Annotated in this window: 21 protein-coding genes and 1 riboswitch; of the genes, 20 read left to right on the forward strand and 1 reads right to left on the reverse strand. The window is 40.9% G+C overall.

All coding sequences use genetic code 11. From position 1 onward, the window contains the following. The first annotated feature begins 7 nt into the window (after window positions 1-7). From ligA to LC040_18470, 20 genes are all read left to right on the forward strand, one after another. Complete coding sequence (gene ligA, locus LC040_18375) at window positions 8-2,014, forward strand: NAD-dependent DNA ligase LigA (protein WLR51107.1); 2,007 nt, start codon at window positions 8-10, stop codon at window positions 2,012-2,014. Window positions 2,015-2,027: 13 nt separating this feature from the next. Next, complete coding sequence (locus LC040_18380; GenBank protein ID WLR51108.1) at window positions 2,028-3,185, forward strand: CamS family sex pheromone protein; 1,158 nt, start codon at window positions 2,028-2,030, stop codon at window positions 3,183-3,185. 571 nt (window positions 3,186-3,756) lie between these two features. After that, the gene (gene putP, locus LC040_18385; GenBank protein WLR51109.1) at window positions 3,757-5,244 is read left to right on the forward strand and encodes a sodium/proline symporter PutP; all 1,488 of its coding nucleotides are present in this window, start codon (window positions 3,757-3,759) and stop codon (window positions 5,242-5,244) included. A 127-nt stretch (window positions 5,245-5,371) separates the two neighbouring features. Further along, window positions 5,372-6,748, forward strand: coding sequence for a sodium:alanine symporter family protein (locus LC040_18390; protein WLR51110.1), 1,377 nt, complete (start codon window positions 5,372-5,374; stop codon window positions 6,746-6,748). 174 nt (window positions 6,749-6,922) lie between these two features. Continuing rightward, entirely contained in the window at window positions 6,923-7,213 is a 291-nt protein-coding gene (gatC, locus tag LC040_18395; protein WLR51111.1) for an Asp-tRNA(Asn)/Glu-tRNA(Gln) amidotransferase subunit GatC, read from the forward strand. Between the two features lie 15 nt (window positions 7,214-7,228). Continuing rightward, entirely contained in the window at window positions 7,229-8,689 is a 1,461-nt protein-coding gene (gene gatA, locus LC040_18400; GenBank protein ID WLR51112.1) for an Asp-tRNA(Asn)/Glu-tRNA(Gln) amidotransferase subunit GatA, read from the forward strand. Between the two features lie 15 nt (window positions 8,690-8,704). Further along, window positions 8,705-10,135 carry an Asp-tRNA(Asn)/Glu-tRNA(Gln) amidotransferase subunit GatB gene (gatB, locus tag LC040_18405; GenBank protein ID WLR51113.1) on the forward strand — a complete coding sequence of 477 codons (1,431 nt, stop codon included), beginning with the start codon at window positions 8,705-8,707 and terminating at the stop codon, window positions 10,133-10,135. 165 nt (window positions 10,136-10,300) lie between these two features. After that, a riboswitch (ZMP/ZTP riboswitch) is annotated at window positions 10,301-10,386 on the forward strand. Window positions 10,387-10,423: 37 nt separating this feature from the next. Next, entirely contained in the window at window positions 10,424-11,269 is an 846-nt protein-coding gene (locus LC040_18410) for a tetrahydrofolate dehydrogenase/cyclohydrolase catalytic domain-containing protein (GenBank protein WLR51114.1), read from the forward strand. A gap of 140 nt (window positions 11,270-11,409) precedes the next feature. Continuing rightward, on the forward strand, window positions 11,410-11,943 hold the full coding sequence (locus LC040_18415) for a sigma-70 family RNA polymerase sigma factor (GenBank protein WLR53338.1): 534 nt from the start codon (window positions 11,410-11,412) through the stop codon (window positions 11,941-11,943). Beyond that, window positions 11,940-12,386 (forward strand): hypothetical protein, encoded by a 447-nt coding sequence (locus LC040_18420; protein WLR51115.1) that lies wholly within the window; start codon window positions 11,940-11,942, stop codon window positions 12,384-12,386. The genes LC040_18415 and LC040_18420 overlap by 4 nt, the downstream gene beginning before the upstream one ends. Then, window positions 12,379-13,473: a hypothetical protein gene (locus tag LC040_18425; GenBank protein ID WLR53339.1), complete on the forward strand. Its 1,095-nt coding sequence runs from the start codon at window positions 12,379-12,381 to the stop codon at window positions 13,471-13,473. The genes LC040_18420 and LC040_18425 overlap by 8 nt, the downstream gene beginning before the upstream one ends. A gap of 169 nt (window positions 13,474-13,642) precedes the next feature. Next, window positions 13,643-14,554 carry a diacylglycerol kinase gene (locus LC040_18430; GenBank protein WLR51116.1) on the forward strand — a complete coding sequence of 304 codons (912 nt, stop codon included), beginning with the start codon at window positions 13,643-13,645 and terminating at the stop codon, window positions 14,552-14,554. Between the two features lie 87 nt (window positions 14,555-14,641). Then, entirely contained in the window at window positions 14,642-16,018 is a 1,377-nt protein-coding gene (gene rlmD / locus LC040_18435) for a 23S rRNA (uracil(1939)-C(5))-methyltransferase RlmD (protein WLR51117.1), read from the forward strand. A 428-nt stretch (window positions 16,019-16,446) separates the two neighbouring features. Then, window positions 16,447-16,944: a TM2 domain-containing protein gene (locus LC040_18440; GenBank protein WLR51118.1), complete on the forward strand. Its 498-nt coding sequence runs from the start codon at window positions 16,447-16,449 to the stop codon at window positions 16,942-16,944. Between the two features lie 560 nt (window positions 16,945-17,504). After that, complete coding sequence (locus LC040_18445; protein WLR51119.1) at window positions 17,505-17,906, forward strand: nucleotidyltransferase substrate binding protein; 402 nt, start codon at window positions 17,505-17,507, stop codon at window positions 17,904-17,906. 5 nt (window positions 17,907-17,911) lie between these two features. Then, the gene (locus LC040_18450; protein WLR51120.1) at window positions 17,912-18,223 is read left to right on the forward strand and encodes a nucleotidyltransferase domain-containing protein; all 312 of its coding nucleotides are present in this window, start codon (window positions 17,912-17,914) and stop codon (window positions 18,221-18,223) included. Between the two features lie 178 nt (window positions 18,224-18,401). Further along, a complete protein-coding gene (locus LC040_18455; protein ID WLR51121.1) occupies window positions 18,402-19,226 on the forward strand; it encodes a hypothetical protein in 825 nt (274 codons plus the stop codon). Between the two features lie 70 nt (window positions 19,227-19,296). Then, window positions 19,297-20,286, forward strand: coding sequence for an alpha/beta hydrolase (locus tag LC040_18460; GenBank protein WLR51122.1), 990 nt, complete (start codon window positions 19,297-19,299; stop codon window positions 20,284-20,286). 298 nt (window positions 20,287-20,584) lie between these two features. Next, entirely contained in the window at window positions 20,585-21,373 is a 789-nt protein-coding gene (locus LC040_18465; protein WLR51123.1) for a SurA N-terminal domain-containing protein, read from the forward strand. Window positions 21,374-21,542: 169 nt separating this feature from the next. Continuing rightward, entirely contained in the window at window positions 21,543-22,139 is a 597-nt protein-coding gene (locus LC040_18470; GenBank protein ID WLR51124.1) for a Crp/Fnr family transcriptional regulator, read from the forward strand. Here the strand turns inward: LC040_18470 and LC040_18475 are convergent. Continuing rightward, window positions 22,136-22,846: a DUF4386 domain-containing protein gene (locus tag LC040_18475; GenBank protein WLR51125.1), complete on the reverse strand. Its 711-nt coding sequence runs from the start codon at window positions 22,844-22,846 to the stop codon at window positions 22,136-22,138. The two genes, LC040_18470 and LC040_18475, sit on opposite strands and share 4 nt — an antisense overlap. Window positions 22,847-22,852: the final 6 nt, after the last annotated feature.

Raw genomic sequence — 22,852 nt, forward strand, 5'->3', positions numbered from 1 at the left:
GGCACATATGACAAGAGAAGAAGCAGTTCAACAAATCGATCAATTACGTGAGCAGTTAAATCAATATAATTATGAGTATTATGTGCTGGATAAGCCAAGTGTTCCAGATGCTGAATATGACCGGTTGATGCAGGAATTAATTAAGCTTGAAGAGCAATTTCCCGAGCTGCAGACAGCGGACTCCCCTTCACAGCGTGTAGGAGGCGAGCCGCTTGATGCGTTTGAAAAAGTTCAGCATCAAACACCGATGTTAAGCTTAGGGAATGCCTTTAATGAAGAAGATTTACGTGATTTTGACCGACGTGTTCGACAAGGTGTCGGTGATGATTTTTCCTATATTTGCGAATTGAAAATTGACGGACTTGCGGTATCGCTTCTATATGAAGATGGGTTATTTGTGCGTGGTGCAACCCGAGGAGATGGTGAAACTGGCGAAGATATTACGAGCAATCTTCGGACGATCCCAACCATCCCTTTGAAATTAAAAGATAAGGTGAAGCTGGAAGTCCGCGGTGAAGCATTCATGCCGAAGAAATCATTTGAGCACTTGAATGAACTGAAAGAGAAAAATAATGAAGAACCGTTTGCAAATCCACGGAATGCTGCAGCAGGCTCGCTTCGTCAACTTGATCCGAAAGTAGCGGCAAAGCGCCATCTTGATATATTTGTGTATGGCATTGGTGAGATTGGAGGCGTTGAAATTGACTCACATAGTGATGGGCTTGATTATTTAGAGGAACAGGGCTTCCGAACGAATTCAGAGCGCCGCCGTTGTGCAACAATTGACGAGGTCATTGAATTTGTAAACGGCTGGGTTGAACACCGTTCAGATCTGTCCTATGAAATCGATGGGATCGTAATTAAGGTTGATTCCCTTGCGCAGCAGAAAGCATTAGGGGCAACAGCTAAGAGTCCGCGCTGGGCAACAGCTTACAAGTTCCCTGCTGAAGAGGTTGTCACTCGCCTGCTTAATATTGAACTAAGTGTCGGCCGCACAGGAGCAGTGACTCCAACGGCTATATTGGAGCCGGTAAAAGTAGCAGGTACAACTGTACAGCGCGCTTCTCTTCATAACGAAGACCTCATCCGTGAAAAAGATATTATGATTAATGATTATGTTGTTATCAAAAAAGCCGGCGACATTATTCCTGAAGTTGTGAATGTGCTTCCAGAACAACGCGATGGAAGCCAACAAGTCTTTCATATGCCGAAGGATTGCCCGGAATGTGGAAGTGAGCTAGTACGGATTGATGAGGAAGTGGCTTTGCGTTGTATTAACCCTAAATGCCCGGCACAGATCCGTGAAGGCTTAATACACTTCGTCTCCCGAAATGCGATGAATATTGATGGGCTTGGCGAGAAGGTGATTGCGCAATTATTCCGCGAGAAATTAATTGACGATGTTGCAGATCTCTATAAGCTTCAAAAGGAAGAATTGCTGAACCTTGAACGAATGGGGGAAAAATCAGCAAGCAACCTGTTGAATGCAATTGAAAAATCAAAAGATAATTCATTAGAGCGATTGCTGTTTGGGCTTGGTATACGTTATGTTGGTTCTAAAGCCGCGAAAACACTTGCACAGCATTTCGAAACAATGGAGAAGCTTCAACAGGCGACTGAAGATGAATTAATTGCAATTGAAGATATCGGAGAAAAGATGGCTGAATCAATTGCTGCTTATTTCGAGCAAGAAGAGGCAGCTGAGCTAATGAATGAATTAAAAGAATGCGGCGTGAATATGACGTACAAAGGACCAAAGCCTGTCAGTGCAGAAGAAAGTGACTCTGTCTTTGCAGGAAAGACCGTTGTCCTAACAGGGAAGCTTGAACAATACACGCGTGGCGATGCGAAGGCAGCCATTGAAGCCAAAGGTGGAAGTGTGACTGGCAGTGTCAGTAAAAAGACAGACATCCTAGTAGCTGGAGCTGATGCAGGGTCTAAGCTTGAAAAGGCAGAGAAGCTCGGCATTACAGTATGGGATGAAGAGAAGCTTGTAGAAGCACTGCAAGAATAGGGGAGGAAAGGCCATGAGGAAGGCAGGTGTATGGTTCCTCATCTGTATGCTGTTTCTTACAGCATGTACACCACGGATTGAAAAAGAGGAAGAGGTTGTACGGGAAACACAGGAATCGAAGGAGCATGCGATTATACCGAAGTACAATTTATCAGGTGATTATTATCGCACAATACTTCCATTCAAGCCTGGGGAAGCACGCGGGTTAATTACAAGTACAGTTGATAACCGCCTGGATATTAACGAATTAGAAACAGGTTTAATGCGTCATGCTCAAGAAAGTTTTGAGCCAGAGGATTATTATTTTCAAGAAGGACAGTACTTGAAGAGAGAAACGGTTATCAAGTGGCTGGACCGAAAAGAATCAACAAATGCAGAAGGAGAAAAAGTCGGCTCTCCTGAAGGGCTTAACCCTCCAGCTATTCACGGGACGTCTAGTAAGGAAGCGAATGAGAAAAGCCCGCGTTACCTGTCGCATATTCTTGAACATAATTATTTTAAGAAAAATAAAGAGGATAAAGTTGAATTAGCCGGTGTTGTGATCGGCTTGTCCCTTAACTCTGTTCATTATTATCACCAGGAAGATGGATATCCACGGAAATATGATATTCCTAATGATGAGATTGTTAAGCAAGGAAATCGGATTGCAGAAGAAATCGTGAAGCGGATGCGGAAAATGAAAGGCTTAAAGAATGTACCGATTATGGTGGCGCTATTCAAGGAGCAGCCAAAGGAATCTGTTGTTCCAGGTCATTTCTTTGCGAAAACAACCGTTGATAAAGGTGAAACATCATTAGAGAAGTGGGATAAAATCAATGAAGAATATATTCTTTTCCCTTCAGACGCTGCGGAAAAGAAATATTATGATGACTCTTCAAAAGTGATGAACTTTACGAATGATGTTGATCGTTATTTTCCGAATTATGTTGGCGTTATTGGAAAAGGCTTCTATAAGGACGGGCAGCTGCAGGAGCTGACGATTAATATCCCTGTCCAGTTTTACGGGAAAGCTGAAGTGATTGGCTTTACAGAATATGTAACCGGGTTGATTATGGAGCATTTTCCACCGTATATTTCGCTTCAAGTCTATGTGAAATCAATTGCAGGGCAAGAAAGCTTAATTACGCGTGAAGCAGGAAAAGAAGAGCCATATGTTCATATCTATCGTTAAGGGTTGACTCCTTGTGAGTCTGCCCTTTCTTTATTTCAAGATAATGAACAGTTTTCTATTATTTCTTCAAGTATTAAGGATATAGATGAATGATTTTTTACATACTAACAACAAAGGCCTATTCTGAAATGACATTTACTAACAAGAAAGACCTAATAAATACCTTGTTATAGAATAAAGTTCCAATCAATTGGGTGAGGGTAAATTTAATTTTATTAATTTTAATGAATAGATATTGTCTATACATGCTCTATAGGTTGGATAATCGGTAAATAATTGCATATTTATTCATGAAAACTAGTTGAAAATAATTTTTTGACTGTTCAGACTTTATTCTTATGTTATGATATTCAGCGTTGACAGCACTGCTTAGTACATCTTTGGTGTGAGAAAAATATTTGAATTGCAAGAAAAATGCATACTTTTGTATAGTAAAGGGTATGTAGAATACTTGGGAGGTGAAAATATGGGTCTTACAGGTGCGACTTTTTTCTGGCTTTTCGTTCCAATGCCATTATTAATTATTCTGTCGATCATTACGTATTTTACTGAAAGGAGAGAAGAGTAGAGCATGGAAACTGCTACGTTAATAACGTTTATAGTTTATTTAATTGGGATGCTCCTCATCGGTGTTATCTCATACAGGCTGACAAGTAACTTATCGGATTATGTTTTAGGTGGAAGAAGTTTAGGACCGGGTGTTGCGGCATTAAGTGCTGGTGCATCTGATATGTCCAGTTGGTTATTATTAGGTCTTCCTGGTGCTATGTATGCAGGCGGGATGAACCAAATTTGGATTGCGGTAGGGTTGTCTATAGGTGCCTATTTAAACTGGCAATTTATCGCACGACGTCTTCGTTCTTATACAGAAGTTGCAAATGATTCAATTACTGTACCCGATTATTTTGAAAATCGCTTTCGGGACAATTCAAAGCTATTACGCGTAATTTCTGCCCTCGTTATTCTTGTCTTCTTTACATTTTACACTTCATCTGGTCTAGTTGGCGGGGCGCTACTATTCCAAGAATCATTTGGTATGACATATAATCAAGCATTGATGATTGGTGCAGTGGTTATTATCTCTTATACATTCCTTGGTGGTTTCTTAGCTGTAAGTTGGACAGATTTCATTCAAGGGATCTTAATGTTCTTAGCATTAATTATTGTTCCGGTTGTGGCGATTAACAGTATTGGTGGCTGGAATGAAACGGTGAATAAGGTTGGAAGTGTTGATACGAAATATTTAGACGTCATGGAAGGTATGGGCTTTATCTCTATCCTGTCATTATTAGCATGGGGTCTTGGATACTTTGGTCAACCGCACATTATCACGCGCTTTATGGCACTTCGTTCTGTGAAAGATGTACCGAAAGCACGTTTAATCGGTATGACGTGGATGGTATTCGGTATGTTTGGTGCGATCTTTACTGGTTTTGTCGGTATTGCGTATTTTATCAATGATCCACTTATTGTTGGGGATGTTGATAATAGTGAGAAAGTATTTATCTTCTTTACAGATGTCCTGTTTAACCCATGGGTATCAGGGATCTTACTAGCAGCAATCTTATCAGCAATTATGAGTACAATCGATTCTCAGTTGCTTGTATCATCAAGTGCGCTTGCTGAAGATTTCTATAAAGCAATTTTCCGTAAAAATGCAAGTCAAAATGAACTTGTGTGGGTTGGACGTATCGGGGTAATCGTGATTGCGGTAATCGCAATTGTTCTTGCGATCGGTGCAAATCCGGCAAATGAAAATGCAAGCTCAATCCTTGACCTTGTAAGTTATGCGTGGGGTGGATTTGGTGCTGCATTCGGTCCAGTCGTTATTCTTTCTCTATTCTGGAAGCGTATGACGCGTAATGGTGCCCTAGCTGGTATAATCGTCGGTGCTATCACGGTCGTTGTATGGAAACAGCTTTCAGGCGGACTGTTTGATTTATACGAAATTGTTCCAGGATTCCTTCTGAACATGCTTGTCATTTGGATTGTAAGTATCATGGGTCCTGAGCCTTCAAAAGAAATCCAAGCAGAATTTGAAGAAGCAAAAGCAAAATAAGCAGATGAAAAATCCCGTATCATGCAATCATGCATGGTATGGGATTTTTTTCTTTGGTAAATCGCTTGTTTAGATTCTTCTTAAAAAGGGGATTTTTAGTGTAAACATGAAGGAGGGTTCCGAATAAATGCAAAAAGTCATTGATCTTATTACATCATTCTCGAGCTGGATATGGGGACCTCCGCTTGTCATTTTCTTAACTGTCAGCGGACTATTCTTAGCTTTCCGATTAGGATTCTTTCATCTGCGTTATGCGGGCTATATTTTTGGTCAAACATTTGGGAAAGTTCTCAAGAAGCCAAAAGGGAAAGGCACGGTATCCCCATTTCAAGCACTTACTTCAGCTTTGGCGAGTACAATTGGAGCTGGTAACATTATTGGGGTGCCTGCGGCAATTATGTTTGGGGGCCCTGGGGCGATTTTTTGGATGTGGGTCATCGCATTAATTGGTATGGTAATTAAATTTGCTGAAAGTGTACTAGCTGTCCATTATCGTGAAAAGAATGAAGATGGCGAATACATTGGCGGGCCGATGTATTATATGACAAAAGGGTTGAACATGAAGTGGCTCGGTGTTTGGTTCGCCATTGCGCTTATGGTTGAGATTATTCCAAGTTCAATGGTTCAAGGAAATGCGGTCGCTTCAGCTGCGGAAGATAGCTTTAACTTACCGCCAATCGTAACAGGCATCATTATGGCCGTTCTTGTTGGTGTTGTTGTTCTTGGCGGCATTCAGCGTATTGGGACTGTAATGGAAAAGGTTGTTCCATTTATGGCAATTTTCTATGTTGGTGCTGTTATTGTCATTTTCTTTATGAACCTTGGCTCTGTGCCAGAGGTGTTCGGACTTATTTTTACACACGCCTTTCAACCATTAGCGCCAGTTGGAGGCTTTACAGGGGCAACGATTGCAGCGACCATTCGCTGGGGCTTTGCTCGCGGGCTTTACTCGAATGAGTCGGGGATCGGTACCGCGCCAATTGCCCATGCTTCGGCAACAACAGATCACCCTGTACGTCAAGGCTTATGGGCATTAACAGGTGTTGTCATTGATACGTTAATTATTTGTTCAGCAACAGCCTTTGTCATTCTTTCATCAGGTGTTTGGAAAAATTCAAATGCCATGGATGACACATCAGGCTTAACAACAAATGCATTTGCACATTATTTCGGTTCAGCAGGCGGAATGGTGTTAACAGGGGCATTGGTCATTTTCGTTGTGTCGACTTTAATTATGCTTGCCTATTATGGCGGACGTCAGGCGGAGTTCTTAATGGGCCGCACTGCAAAAACGGTTATGAAGTTTGTCTATTTAATTTCGATTATTATTGGTTCAATTGGCGGTGCAAAGGTGCTTTGGCAGTTCCTCGACTTCACATTAGCAGCGGTTGTTATTCCAAACATAATTGCCTTGCTGTTATTAAGTAATGTTGTCGTGAAGCTAAAAAATGAATTCTTCCATACAGAAGGGAAGTATTATCAAAAAGACGTGCACGGCACGTAACAGTTGATGTATGGAAAGGTCCGAAAGGCTAACATAGTCTTTCGGGCTTTTTTGTGTTTTGTGAAAAAACCTTATACTTTAAGACTTTAATTCATCAAATCTTGCTTCATGACGCGTTTTTTTGGTATTATCATGGTATTGTGGAATGATCGATCAACTTTGGAGGTGAAGGGTATGTCCCGTATTGATAAGGAACAAGTAAAGCACGTAGCACATTTGGCTCGTTTGGCGATTTCAGAAGAAGAAGCTGAGCTATTCACAAAGCAACTAGATGCGATCATCAGCTATGCTGAGCAGTTGCAGGAATTAGATACAGAAAACGTTGAGCCAACAACTCACGTATTAGATATCAAAAACGTATTACGTGAAGATGAGCCAAGACAATGGTTAACACAGGAAGACGTTCTGAAGAATGCACCAGATTCTGCGAACGGCCAAATCCGTGTACCATCCATTTTAGAGTAAGGAGGGGAATGACAGATGTCACTATTTGATAAGAAGATGTCCGAGCTGCACCAAATGCTTCAAGCGAAAGAAATTAAGGTGCAGGACTTAGTGGAAGAATCATACAAACGCATTCATGAAGTCGATGATAAAGTGAAAGCGTTTTTGACATTAAATGAAGAAGAAGCAGTTCTCAAAGCAAAAGAATTAGATGAAAAAATCGGTGGAGCGGCTGATTTAGGCGTTCTTTTCGGTATGCCGATTGGAATTAAAGATAACATCGTTACGAAAGGATTGCGCACGACTGCTGCAAGTAAAATCCTTGATAACTTCGATCCTTTACATAACGCAACGGTTGTTGACAAGCTAAATGCTGCAGAAGCAGTTGCAATCGGGAAATTGAACATGGATGAATTTGCAATGGGTTCATCTACTGAGAATTCTGGTTATGCACGTACACGCAATCCGTGGAATACAGACCACGTTCCAGGCGGTTCAAGTGGTGGTTCTGCAGCGGCAGTTGCATCTGGACAAGTTCCATTTGCACTTGGTACAGACACAGGCGGTTCAATCCGTCAGCCAGCATCTTTCTGTGGTGTCGTTGGCTTAAAACCTACATATGGCCGTGTATCTCGTTTCGGTTTGATTGCGTTCGCATCTTCACTAGACCAAATCGGTCCACTAACACGTAATGTTGAAGACAATGCGTTTATCTTAAATACAATTGCCGGTCATGACAAAATGGACTCTACTTCTGCAAATGTAGAGGTTCCTGACTATACAGCTGCACTAACAGGCGATGTGAAAGGCTTGAAGATCGCAGTACCGAAGGAATATCTAGCAGAAGGTGTTAATGAAGAAGTACGTAAATCCGTGCTTGAAGCATTGAAAGTTCTTGAAGGCATGGGCGCAACATGGGAAGAAGTTTCTCTTCCACACTCGAAGTATGCAGTTGCAACGTATTACTTGCTTGCGTCTTCAGAAGCGTCTGCGAACCTTGCACGCTTTGACGGTGTTCGCTATGGTGTCCGCTCGCAAAATGCTGAGAACTTGATCGATATGTTCAAGCTTTCTCGTAGCGAAGGCTTCGGTGAGGAAGTAAAACGCCGTATCATGCTCGGTACGTTTGCATTAAGCTCAGGTTACTATGATGCTTATTACAAGAAAGCACAAAAAGTTCGTACATTGATCAAAAATGATTTCGAAAAAGTATTTGAAGATTACGATGTCATTATTGGACCAACTGCGCCAACACCAGCGTTCAAAATTGGTGAAAATGTAGATGATCCACTAACAATGTATGCGAACGATATTTTAACAATTCCTGTGAACCTTGCAGGTGTTCCAGGTATCTCTGTTCCATGTGGATTCTCAGAGAATAAGCTTCCGATCGGCTTGCAAATTATCGGTAAGCATTTCGATGAAAGCACAGTATATCGTGTAGCTCACGCGTATGAGCAAGCGACAGATTATAATAAAGCAAAACCAGAATTGTAAGGGGTGAGAGAGAAGATGAACTTTGAAACGATAATCGGACTTGAGGTCCACGTTGAATTAAAGACGAACACAAAAATTTTCTGCGGTTGTTCAACAGCATTCGGTGCACCCCCGAACACGAATACATGCCCGATCTGCCAAGGGCACCCTGGGGTTCTGCCAGTTATGAACCGTGAAGCTGTGAACTATGCAATGCGCGCAGCAATGGCGCTTAACTGCGAAATCGCAACAGATACGAAGTTTGACCGTAAGAACTATTTCTATCCAGATAATCCAAAAGCTTATCAAATTTCTCAATTTGACAAGCCGATCGGCGAGAACGGTTGGATTGAAATCGAAGTAGGCGGCGAAACGAAGAAGATCGGTATTACACGTCTTCACCTTGAAGAAGATGCTGGTAAGCTGACACATACAGGCGACGGTCATTCACTTGTTGACTTAAACCGTCAAGGTACACCGCTTGTCGAGATCGTATCTGAGCCAGATATCCGTACACCAGAAGAAGCGTATGCGTATCTTGAAAAATTAAAATCAATTATTCAATATACAGGCGTTTCCGATTGTAAGATGGAAGAAGGCTCCCTGCGCTGTGATGCGAACATCTCTCTTCGTCCATTAGGTCAAGAAGAGTTCGGTACGAAAACAGAGCTGAAAAACTTAAACTCATTTGCTTTCGTACGTGCAGGTCTTGAATATGAAGAAAAGCGTCAAGAGCAAGAGCTTATTTCAGGCGGTGTCATTGAGCAGGAAACACGCCGTTATGATGAAGCGAAGAAGAAAACGATTCTAATGCGTGTGAAGGAAGGCTCTGATGATTACCGTTACTTCCCTGAGCCGGATCTTGTTGACCTTCATATCGATGACGAATGGAAAGAACGTATACGCACAGAAATTCCTGAGCTTCCAGATGCTCGCCGTGAGCGCTATGTTCGTGACCTAGGCTTACCTGAGTATGATGCGAAGGTATTAACGCTTACGAAGGAAATGTCTGATTTCTTCGAAGAAACGGTTGAAAAAGGTGCAGATGCAAAGCAGGCTGCAAACTGGATGATGGGTGAAGTATCTGCATACTTAAATGCAGAGCAGGTTGAGCTTGAAGATACGAAGCTTGCACCAGAAGGCCTTGCGAAGATGATTTCTCTAATTGAAAAAGGAACAATCTCTTCTAAAATCGCGAAGAAAGTCTTCAAGGAGCTTATTACAGAAGGCGGCGACCCTGAGCAAATCGTTAAAGATAAAGGGCTTGTCCAAATCTCTGATGAAGGTGAATTGAAGAAGATTGTTGTCGGCATCATGGATAATAATCCGCAATCAATTGAAGATTACAAAAATGGTAAAGATAAAGCACTTGGCTTCTTAGTTGGTCAAGTAATGAAAGAAACACGTGGTAAAGCAAACCCACCAATGGTAAACAAGATCATCCTAGAAGAAATGGAAAATCGCTAAAACGAGCTTCGCCGGTTTCTCTTATGCAAGAGAGACCGGCTTTTCCATATGCGAATAAGTTTACTGATATATTGGTTAAAGTTCGGAATTTGCTTGTAATTGACTGAGTTGTTCATGATTTTACATAGATATTTCGGAAAATGTGTGTTATATTACGTGTAAGTGAAAAATCGCAGTGACTGACGACATTAAGTGGAATAGACCACGAGGGAGCTGCGTCGTAAGCCAAGCCGGTCGTCTGGGCAGAGACAGAAGATGTCTCTTTTGATTTTTTCAGGAGGGAATAGAGTGGAAAATCAAATTATTCTAGACGGTAAATTAGTATCACAAGAGGTAAAAGACAGCCTTAAGCCACGAGTAGAAAAGTTAACAGAACAAGGTGTGAAGCCTTGTCTAGCAACAATTCTAGTTGGTGAAGACCCATCTTCGGCTACTTACGTACGCATGAAAGGGAACGCATGTGAGCGTCTTGGCATCGAATCACGTCGTATCCATCTTCCAGAAGAAACAACAACAGAAGAGCTGTTGAACACAATTAATGATTTAAATAATGACAACAATGTACACGGCATTCTGCTTCAGCACCCTGTTCCAAGTCAAATTGATGAGCGCGCGGCATTCGAAGCGATTCATATTGATAAGGATGTTGATGGGGTAACAAGCCTTGGCTTCGGACAGACAGCTTTCGGGTTCGGATTGTACCCATCATGTACACCGGCTGCGATTCTGCAAATTATCGATCACTACAATCTGCCTGTTGAAGGAAAGCACGCAGTTGTTGTAGGCCGTAGTCCAATTCTCGGGAAGCCTGTTTCAATGATGCTGTTAAACCGTAACGCAACGGTGACGACTTGTCATTCGAAAACAGAGAACTTACCTGAACTTGTTCGCCAAGCAGATATCGTCGTTGCAGCTGTAGGCCGTCCGAACTTTATCCAAGGTGATTGGATTAAAGAAGGTGCCGTTGTCTTAGACGCAGGCTACAACAAAGGAAACATCGGTGACGCTGACTATGAAGCGTGTAAGGAGAAAGCAAGCGCCATTACACCAGTTCCAGGCGGCGTAGGTCCTGTTACAATTTCAATGCTGTTGAAGCATACCGTTGATGCAGCTGAGAAGACGTTGGAAAAGTAAATCCGCAATACGTGAAAACCTCTGCATTTTTGCAGGGGTTTTATTTTTTTGAAAACAAATTTCCAATAAAGTGTAGTGGTAGGAGAAAATTGTTCGTCTATTAAAGTGGATATGAAAAAAGAGGAAAGGGGGAGAGGGTGATTGAGGATGAAAAGCTCGTCCGACAAGTATTAGCAGGAAATGAACATGCTTTCCGTATACTTGTTGCGACCTATCACCAACCATTATTTAAAGCAGTCTATCCAATTTTGAGAAATGAAAAGGATGCAGAAGATGCTGTACAAGAGAGCTTCATTCGAATCTATTACGCTCTTCCCCGTTATCAGTTTCAAGGATTAAAAACATGGATGACACGCATTGCTGTGAACCATGCAATTGATATGAAACGAAAAGCGATGCGCCAAGTGGAGGCTGTACATGAACCTATTCAACAAGCTGGCGGAGAGAACTTAGAAACGTTCGTCATAAGGAAAGAAGAGCATGAAGCTATTCGCCGCAAGCTTGCTGAACTGCCTACGAATTATCGAGACGTGATACAAGCTTTTTATATTGATGAAAAGAGCTGCCGTGAAATTGCTTCAGACGAAGAAGTCACTATAAAAACTGTAGAAACAAAGTTGTACCGAGCTAGGCAGTGGATGAAGAAGAATTGGAAGGAGGAAGATTTCAATTGAGACACTATGAAACAGTTGAGTGGAAGAGTTACATAGATGGCGGGAAAACCGAAGAAGAGCAGTGCCAAATGGAAGAACATCTCTATCAGTGTGATGAATGCTTTCTTGCGTATACCTATGCGCTTGAAGCAGAGAAAGAGGCGCTTCCTTCTATTCAAGATTCCACACAATTCATTGAGCAAGTATCGCGACAGCTTACGAAAACAAAAGCAGCCCGCCAGCCGAGTAAAAAGAAATCGCTCAAGCATTATGGGATTGCAGTTGCTTGTACGTTATTACTAATGAGTTCAGGTGTCTTTCAGTCGCTGACAGGGATTGCTGACAAGGTTGAACAACAAAACCAGGTAACAGACTATCAACCTCTTTCCAATCAAATGATGAATAAAACTGTAAGCTTGATCGATAAGTTAGAAGAATCACAGAGGGGGCATAATGATGAATAGAAATCCTGCTATTGCTTTGTTATTATCCATCATTCCTGGCTTAGGCCATATTTTCTTAGAAAAACAAATTCGTGGTATTATCTACCTGATTGGTTTCTTCCTTCCAATTATAGGAGGAGTAGGGCTGGCTTTTCTCATTCATGATGATGTGCCGCTCATTATCGGGGTAGCTGGTGGAGGTTTTATCTGGTTTGTCACGCTGATTGATATGGTTGTGACATTAATGCGCAAGCCGCAACAGGTGAATGAACAAGAGGGAGTCATGGAGCAAACTACATTACAGTCAGGACGGTTTTTTACAATATTGTTGTCGTTCGTCCCGGGGCTTGGTCACTTTCAGCTTGGACTTATGACTCGTGGGTTTACATTTCTCGTGAGTTTTTTTGGGATTGCTGTTATGATTCTGTTCATTTCGTTTCTTTCGAGACAAGGAGAGTTTTTTGTTTTTATGGGGATTCTGCCTGTTCTTTGGTTATACAGCTTCTTTGACGCTTTACAACTATTAGGGAAGAAGGAGCAGGGCGAGGAACTTGAGGACCGCTCGATTATTGAGGACTTAGAGGCATCACGTCGCCAAGGGAAGAAAAGTAAAACCATTGCTGTCATGCTTGCTGTTTTTCCAGGGGCAGGACATTTATATCTCGGTATGCAAAAGCGCGGGCTTCAATTAATGGGAGCGTTTCTGCTTTCGATTTACGTATTAGATGTGCTGCGCCTTTCTCTTTTCTTCTTCTTAATTCCGATTGTTTGGTTTTATAGTTTCTTTGATGCTTTACAGCGCACGTCGCAGACAGAAGAACAAATTGAAGTTGAAGATGAACCGATTTTTTCATTTTTGCAGCGTTATCAGAAATGGATTGGTCTTGGTTTGTTATTCATCGGATTCTATTATTTAATGGATCAAATATTCATTCCGGCATTCTCACCGCATATTGAGCAGATGTTTGGAGTAGATATAAGGTTTGTCATCAATCGTTATCTTCAAACAGCGCTTGTGTGTATTCTAATGATTGGTGGAGGCGTTAAGCTCCTTCTTGATAATCGGACGCGGAAGAAGGAAGAAATATTAAATGGAACAAATGAATAGCAAATAGGTAGCGGTTCTCCTGTTCCGGAGAGCCCTTATTCTTTGGTTCACCTCCGCTTTCTATATAATTCCATCTCTTTATAGTTGAAAAAGTGCCTTCAAAAGGCGTATGATATATGATGTTAATCAAAGTTTACGTGGAATTAATTGGATTGGCAGGTTGATATGTATGAAACGAGCACGTTTAATATATAACCCTACATCAGGCAGAGAATTATTGAAGAAGCAATTAGCGTCTGTTCTGCAAATATTAGAAGAAGCTGGTTACGAAACGTCTTGTCATGCAACAACAGGTGCAGGATGTGCAACGAGAGCAGCTAAGCAGGCGGTTGAGCGCGAATTTGACGTTGTGATTGCTGCTGGCGGTGACGGGACCATTAATGAAGTCGTCAATGGCCTAGCTGAAATGCCTCATCGGCCGAAGCTCGGCATTATCCCATCCGGAACGACGAATGACTTTGCGCGCGCGATCGGTGTGCCGCGTTCGATTCATAAGGCGTGTGAAATCATTGCACAAGGCCATACCGAACCAATTGACATCGGTCGGGTGAATGGCCATTACTTTATAAATATCGCAGGCGGAGGACGCCTTACAGAGCTTACATATGAGGTGCCAAGTAAGCTGAAGACGGTTCTTGGACAACTTGCTTATTATTTAAAAGGCGTCGAGATGCTGCCTTCCTTAAAGCCAGTATCTGTTCGCATTGAATATGATGGCAAGCTCTATGAAGGCGAAATCATGCTGTTCCTAGTCGCGAATACAAACTCTGTCGGCGGCTTCGAGAAGCTTGCGCCACAGGCATCTATGAATGATGGAATGTTTGATCTACTTATTCTTGAAAAGACAAATGTCGCAGACTTTGTCCGTATCGCTTCACAAGCCCTGCGCGGTGAGCATGTGAATGACAAACGAATTATTTATACGAAAGCAAATCGTGTTAAGATTTATACAGAGGATAAAATGCAGCTTAACCTTGATGGTGAGTACGGCGGCGTACTACCGGGTGAGTTCGTGAACTTGTATCAGCATCTTGATATTTTCGTGCCAAGAACTGAACAAGCTGATATGGGAGAAATCTAAGAGAACCGTCCATTCCGGGGCGGTTTTTCCTTTGCATACGTAATGGTACAATAATAGAAGAATTTTAAAACGAAAAGGAAGAGAACGATGACAAAACCAAAACCACCTGTAACGAAGAATGACAAAGTCTTTGTTACGTTTGAAGATTTGACACACGAAGGAGCGGGTGTTGCGAAAGTAGACGGTTACCCACTCTTCGTTCCGTACGGTCTTCCAGGCGAACGGGCAGAAGTGAAAGTGACAAAAGTAAAGAAGAACTTCGGATTCGGACGCATCGAAACGTTAATCGAAGAAAGCCCTGAGCGTGTCGAACCGCCATGCCCGATCTATCGCCCATGCGGCGGCTGTCAGCTCCAGCACATGTCGTACAAGGCCCAGGCTGAATATAAGCAGAAGCATGTGAAGGACGTGATGGCACGCATCGGCCACTTGCCAGACGTTCCTGTTCACCCTGTGCTTGGAATGGACGAGCCGTGGAATTACCGAAACAAAGCCCAAGTACCAGTCGGTGAGCGTGAAGGAAAGCTGATTGCAGGCTTCTATCAGAAGCGCAGTCATTCGATTATTGATATGGAGTCCTGTCTGATTCAAGCTGAAGATAATGACACGGTCATTCAAGGTGTGAAGCGGATTGCGGATAAGTACGGCATTCGTGCATACGACGAGAAGAAGCACCAAGGCACTCTGCGTCATATTATGACACGCACAAGCCGAAACAGCGGTCAGGTGATGCTTGTCATTGTCACAAAGAACGAACAGCTTCCGCATAAGAAGAAGCTGATTGATAGCATCACAGCTCACTATCCGCAAGTCGCTTCCGTCGTTCAGAACGTCAATCCGAAGCGCACGAACGTTATTTTCGGTGATAAGACAACCGTCCTTTGGGGAGAGGAATACCTGTATGACACAATCGGCGATATCAAATTCGCCATTTCAGCACGTTCATTCTATCAGGTAAACCCAGAGCAAACGAAAGTGCTTTATGATAAAGCCTTAGAATACGCCCAGTTAACAGGGGAAGAAACCGTTATTGACGCCTATTGCGGCATCGGTACGATTTCATTATTCCTCGCTCAGAAAGCAAAGAAAGTATACGGAGTGGAAATCGTCCCAGAAGCCATTGAAGACGCAAAGCGAAACGCAGAACTAAACGGCTTCAACAACGTCGAATTCGCAGCAGGCGAAGCAGAAACACTCATTCCGCAGTGGCACAAGCAAGGCATCCATGCAGACGTTATCGTCGTCGACCCGCCACGCAAAGGCTGCGACGAATCCTTACTGCAAACAATGCTAGAAATGAAGCCAAAGCGAATCGTCTATGTATCATGCAACCCAGCTACCTTGGCACGTGATTTGCAGATTTTAGAGGGCGGCGGATATCAGACAAAGGAAGTGCAGCCAGTGGATATGTTTCCGCAGACGATGCACGTGGAGAATGTTGCTTGGTTGGAGAGAAGTGAATAGTAGGGAGAAAGCTTACCAGCGAGTGTTGGTAGGCTTTTTTGTTTGGGTTAGTTGTTTTGAAGTGGAAAAAATATAAGGTTTTGTATTTTGGTTTGTGGGGTGGGGACAGTCTGAATGTTCGTGGATGATGGGGAAAAATGGGGTTTGAGCAAGAGGGTTCTTTAGAGTTGTTATACTCTAGGAAGGTATTTATGAGAAAGAAAAGCTTAAAGGATATGTACACTTAAACCAATGAATTTTATGGAGAAATTATATAGACTTTGAAAAAGATTATTTTTGGATAAAATTTTGTTTTAAAAGTAAAAATTTATCTTTTTTTGAAGTAATTTGATTTTGTTTGTAGTATAATTTGTATTATAAAACAATTCTATCGAACTAATATACTATAGATACTTAAATTGTAATCTTTTGGGAGGAGAGCTATTAAAGTGAGCTATTGCTACATTCATAAAGACCATCAATCAGTAGGGACTTGTGTAGGGTGCGGCAAGTTTATTTGTGAAAATTGTAATACAGAGATTAAAGGTAAGAATTATTGTAAAAAATGTGTAGAAGAATTACTTAATGAGAGTAATAGAAGAATAGAGAATTTAGAAAATAACAAAAATAATCAACCTATGGTATTTATGAATGCAGGTGGAGCAAGTTCTTCTAGTTCATCATCTAGTTCTTCAAGTAGTAATAATAATGATAACGGTTTTTCAAGAAGAATTACTAAAAGTAAAACAACTGCTGGAGTATTAGCCATTTTACTTGGAGGAGTTGGTGCTCACAAGTTCTATCTTGGTAGATGGGGATGGGGTATCATTTATTTATTTTTATGTTGGACATATATACCGCTAGTAGTTGGTTTAATAGAAGGAATTATTTATCTTGTATCTAATCCAAATGACTTTGCAAGAAAACATGATCCCGGTTTTTATTAATATTTGTGTCTAAAATTAGGTAACATAAATATATTACTATAATCTTATTTGTTACTGCTGGATACTTTACATTTTAACCTAAAAATATACTTATTTATAACAGTACATATCTTTTATAGATTTGAATTTGCTATTATAAGCTTCTATATCTTTTGGGGAAACTAGGAACTGTCTCTCGCTGTGAACAAGCGTTATATAATAAGCTCTGTTGATTAAAATCTGCAGGGCTTTTCTTGTTTCTATTTTGTTTTAAGGAAAACAAGTGTGGTGGGGGACAACCCACTATGGGTAGCTGGGGACAGTCTCCAGCTATGATAAAGTTTTAACGTAGTAAAGTAATTTTAAAGTGAAATATTGGGATTTCATAGCTTATCAGATATTCAATCTTTTCTAGAACAATACGCAAACAACGCCATCCATCATAACTAAATCAAGCAAGAGGAGCATCACCTATATTTGAGAGGAAGTGAGTGGTGATAAGAACTTCCTCAGCTTGTTTAACAAACAAATGGAATAGTATAATAAGGTTAATAAGCATTACTTGGGAGGGGGATATTCTTGTGGACAAGTTTGAGCGTAAGTTAAATCAAAGTGTTTCTAATCTGGAGCAGGCTCTCTATCGGTTAGAGGAAGCATTGAAAGAAGATCTAAGCAATAGTCTTGTGGTAGATGGGACAATACAGCGCTTTGAATTTACCATCGAATTGTATTGGAAGACACTAAAAAGGCTTTTAGAGTCTGAAGGAATAGAAACAAAAACACCTAAAGAGACACTGAAAGAAGCATACCAAGCTGGGTGGTTAGAAAATGAAAGCGCATGGCTTCAGATGTTGAAGGATCGAAATGAAACATCACATACATATAATGAAGAATTAGCATTGGACATCTTAGAAAACATCAAAACTTACTTTCCAGAAATGAAATCAACTTTTTTGTTTGTAAAAGAAAAAGTGAAAGGTTAAAACAAATGATTCCACCACATGTTACAAATCAAATTCATCAAGTAGCCAAATGTTTCCCAGATATTCAAGAGATATTATTGTTCGGCTCTAGGGCTTATGGTGATTATACTGAGCGCTCTGATATTGACCTTGCTGTAATTGCACCACAAATGAAGGAATATCAATGGCTTTTATTTATGGAAAGAATAGAGGAAGTAGAAACTTTGCTAAAGATCGATTTGATACGCTGGGAATCAGCTCCTGTAAAGCTTAAAGAAGAAATTAAAAAGTATTATCATACATTATATTCAGCGATTGGGGACAGTCCCCCGCTATGATAAAGTGTCAAAGCATAGCTTATCCACTCCACTTTTCTATCAAAAAAACCAAATCCAAAAACAACAACCAAAACCGCAACATGACAATCTTCATTAGAAGAATTGCCATGATTGCGGTTTTTTTAGAAGCTAAAGAAACCTTTATTAAAGAGAACACAGAGAAATTAAGGAGGATTCCATGCTTGTCATTTCCATTGTGTCCACCATTATTCTACTGACTATAGCTATAGTCCTTACTGCAAAATTCTCCTTCAATAAGATGGTGAAGAAAGAAATCCAGCATTTATTGAGCAGTGTGAAGGCCAGTGACCAAATAATTAAAAAAGATGACATCGCACACCTGCCAACACCTATTCAAAACTGGCTTTCCCACTCAGGAGTTATTGGTAAAAAGGTAATGAATACTGTAGATATAAAACAGAAAGCTTCGCTGAGGTTAGCAAAGGATAAGCCTTGGATGAGAGTGAAGGCGAAGCAATTTGTAGCACTCCACGAACCGAGCTTTATTTGGCATGCTGATATTAAAGCTGCGCCGTTTTTTCATATTGCAGGGAGAGACTGTTATGTGGGTGGGCGAGGGCATATGTTAATTAAGGTGCTATCGTTATTAACGGTGGCGAATGCGAAAGGGAATGAAATCGACCAAGGATCGCTATTGCGTTATTTGGCTGAATCAGTTTGGTATCCGACTGCTGCGTTAGAAGGTTATATAACTTGGGAAGAAATCGATGAACATACTGCGAAAGCAACGATGAGCTATGAGGGCATTGAAGCATCAGGTGTTTTTACTTTTAATGAAAAATCCGAGCCGATTCGTTTTAAAGCAGAGCGATATATGGAAAGGGAAGGCGACTATTCATTAGAGACATGGTTAATCACGATGAGAGAGTTTCGGTCGTTTGATGGCATTGCGGTACCAAGTAGAGGGGAGATAACATGGAAGTTGGCTGAAGGTGATTTTACATGGTTTACATTTGAGGTAACAGATCTCCATTATGATTAAAAGGGAATATGATGAGCATCTTATAACGAACAACTAGGGCCAATCTTAAAGTGAAAAGGGGGGAAAAATCATGATGATATTCGGCATAATAGTTGGAGTGATTGCGGTCCTTATGTTAATTGGTTGGATTATACATTCTACATATTTTAAAAGGAAATTAGAACAAATAAAGCCTTATGGCCAATTTGTTGACGTTGAAGACGGACATATGCATGTCTATTCAATGGGAAGTGGAGAGAAAACAATTGTATTACTACCTGGTATGGGTGTTGGGCTTCCGACTGCTGATTTTGCACCACTCATGCGTAAACTCAGTGAAAAATACAAGGTTGTTATTGTCGAGTATTTTGGTGTAGGTTTTAGCAGTGAAACATCAAAGCCGCGTACCAGTGAAAATTATGTTGAAGAAATAAGAGCTGCACTGTACCAGGCGGGTTTTAAAGCACCGTATGTTTTGATGCCGCACTCAATATCAAGCGTTTATAGTGAGCATTATGCGGCAAAATATCCGGAAGAAGTAGAAGCTATTATCTCTCTTGACGGGACATCTACTGCTTTTTATGCAGAAATGCCGGCCGTTATAAAATCTATCCTTCCGATTGCAAAATTTCAACAAGCAATAGGCACCCTTTCATTTATAGCACCTTTAACCGTAAACAAAAAGAAACTACTTTCAAATGGATATTCAGAAAAAGAGATAAGTGAGATGGTTATCTTTGCGGGCTTTTCAATCAATAACACTCTTTTAGAGCAGATGGCAAGTTCCTCTGAATTTATAAAACAAACTATTGATTTACCATTCCCTGAATCTGTCCCGTATTTTAAAATCATTTCGAAACAGACCTACGAAACTTCGAATACACAGTTTAAGAAGGCTAAAATGACCCCCCAGGAATATCAATATAAACATCTTGAGCGGATTGGTAAACACGCAAAATATGAAGTACTAAATGGCACACATTTTATTTATTTAAACAATGTAGACCGAATTGCAAAGATTACTGAGGATTTATTATTCAATGCGGAGCCAATAAATGAAGAGAGTCCCCCACTAAGATAAAGCATTAGTATCAGTTCTGGTGAGTAAAATCTCTCGAATGGAAATATCTACAGAAAACCAATACGCGATTGAGGATAGAGAAATGATAGAGGCGGATAATGGAAGGTATATGAATATTCTCTATAACAGGAAAAGTTGTTTGAATTCCAGCTCACATGCCAGAAAATATTGAACGCTTTCGAACAACTGTAGCAGGCGCGTTATCATGATTTGAATACAAGGAAATAGACATTGCTTTACATTTGAATGATGATATCTTACAATTGCCGACAGTATGAAGATGGAGGGGAGAGCAACAATGAATAAAAGGTGGCTATTAAGCTTATTACTTGTAGCACTCGTATCTGTCACAGCCGCGTGCGGTAATGGAGAAGAAGCAGGGAAAGACACAAATAAGGAAGCAGAAACACAGCAAGAAGAGTCTGCAGAAAATAAGAAATCAGAAAAAACGAGCAAACAGCCAGAAATGCCGAAGCCTGACTTTGAAGGCGTACCTAAGGTAGTAGCTGTTGTAAATGGTGAAGATATTCCTCGAAAAGAGTTCGAAGATGTGTATACAGGTCAGTTCCAACAAGCAGCACTTCAATCTCAAATGTCTGGACAAGAAGTGAATCAGGAGCAATTGCGTAAACAGGTTGTAGATGGCATGGTAAACCAAGAGCTACTTACCCAAGAGGCAAACAGCGGAAACTATACGGCTTCAGAGGAAGAAGTTAATCAATTTCTCGATAAAGTCGTGAAGCAAAATGGACTTGAATCAAAAGAGAAACTGATGAAGATGCTTGAGAAGCAAGGAATGGACAAGGAAGAAGTCATGTCACAAGTAAAAACACAAGTGAAGGTCGACCAGCTTATCGAAAGCAAGCATGGTGAGGTCAAGGTAACCGAACAAGAACTGAAAAAAGCGTACGAACAGACGAAAAAAATGCAGTCTCAAATGGGTGGAGGAGAAAAAGCAAAAATGCCTTCATTTGAGGAAATGAAACCAAAATTGAAAGAGCAGGTAGAAGGGCAAAAGAAAGCAGAAGCCACTCAATCCATTGTGAAAAAGCTTCGTGAAGACGCAGAGGTAAAGATTAACCTTTAACATATGAAACAGAATTTTGAGCGATTCATTCCATTATTGTAGCTTTGGGGTGAATCGCTTATTTTTTTGATAAGCTATTCTTTCCCTTTCTCTTCGTCGGTTGTTCTGCTTCCAGATAAATCTTGATATAATAAGGGGAGTGCAAAACAAATGAAAAGGAGGGGAGGCTATGAAAGAGCTCCTCATTAAATACATGAAACGTTTTTCAAGCCTCAGTGAAGAAGAGCTAAGGAAACTTACGACCGATGTTCCTGTTGCTTCCTTTAAGAAAGGGACCATCCTGTTACAACAAGGAGATGTTCCTAATAAATGTTATTTTGTCTTAGAAGGCTGTGTTCGCCAATATGCTGTGAGTGCAGATGGAAAAGAGACTACGTTTAATTTTTTCACAGAAGAGCAAAGTGTTACGATCTTCAACCAACATGCTATTGATAAAGCTTCAAAATATTCACTTAGCTGTTTGGAAGATTGTACACTCGTAGTAGGTGATTTATCTACAGAGCAGGACATGTACGATAAACATCCGGTCTTACAAATGATGACCCGTAAAATGATTGAAGAAGATATCGGTAACATGCGTGATGATTTTGCTTCCTTCATCGCTTCTTCGCCGGAAGAGAGATACAATGCATTGGTCGAAAAGAGACCTGATTTGATCAACAGAGTGCCTCAGTATCAGCTAGCCAGTTATCTTGGAATTACGCCAGAATCCCTTAGTCGCATTAAAAAGCGCACAGAAGCAAGTCATCTGAGAGTTGTAGATTAATCGGCAGATGGCAGTTTTCTTCCTTTCGCCAATAGCCAAATACCAAAACCCAGTTCACCAAAAAACATTGGTATTATAAGAATGGTTTCCAATATTCCAGTTAAACGGTCAAGTTGAGGAATAAGTTGATACATGACATGAACAAGTGTATAGCTAAAACCAGCTACAACGACCAATCTGCTAATTAATTTGGGCACTTGATTTGATTTGCATGCTACAAAACCGGTAATTATAAGGTGCAACCCAAAGATAATCAGTCCCATTGACCAGATCGATTCAAAAGATGCAAACGATAACATAATTTGTGAAGCGGCTCTATCCACCGGTTCTCCAAACGAAGCTTTTGCAACGGTATTGTTGACAATAACTAGATGTGATACTGCTATTCCAAGCATTGCTGTGTAAAGCAAGCGAAGCAAACCAACTATTAACGCATGTTTTCGCTGAAATGGTTTCAAGAAAATATAAAACCCCCACGCGACTAATAAATCCATCATAATAATAACGATCCATCCGATAATTTCCAATTTAAACAATGAACCAGATGCTTGGATGTTTTTTAGTGTAGTTAAGCCATCACCATTAATAACGATCGAGCTGTGTACATATCCATATGAAAAAAATGCAGAAACGGTCATGATTAGCAAAGCTGCCCCGGAAATGATTGCAGCCTTTTGCTGTGTGTTTCGAGCTGTACTTGTTCTCATAAAGAA

This window comes from Bacillus tianshenii (assembly GCA_020524525.2).
Lineage (GTDB): Bacteria > Bacillota > Bacilli > Bacillales > Bacillaceae_N > Bacillus_AV.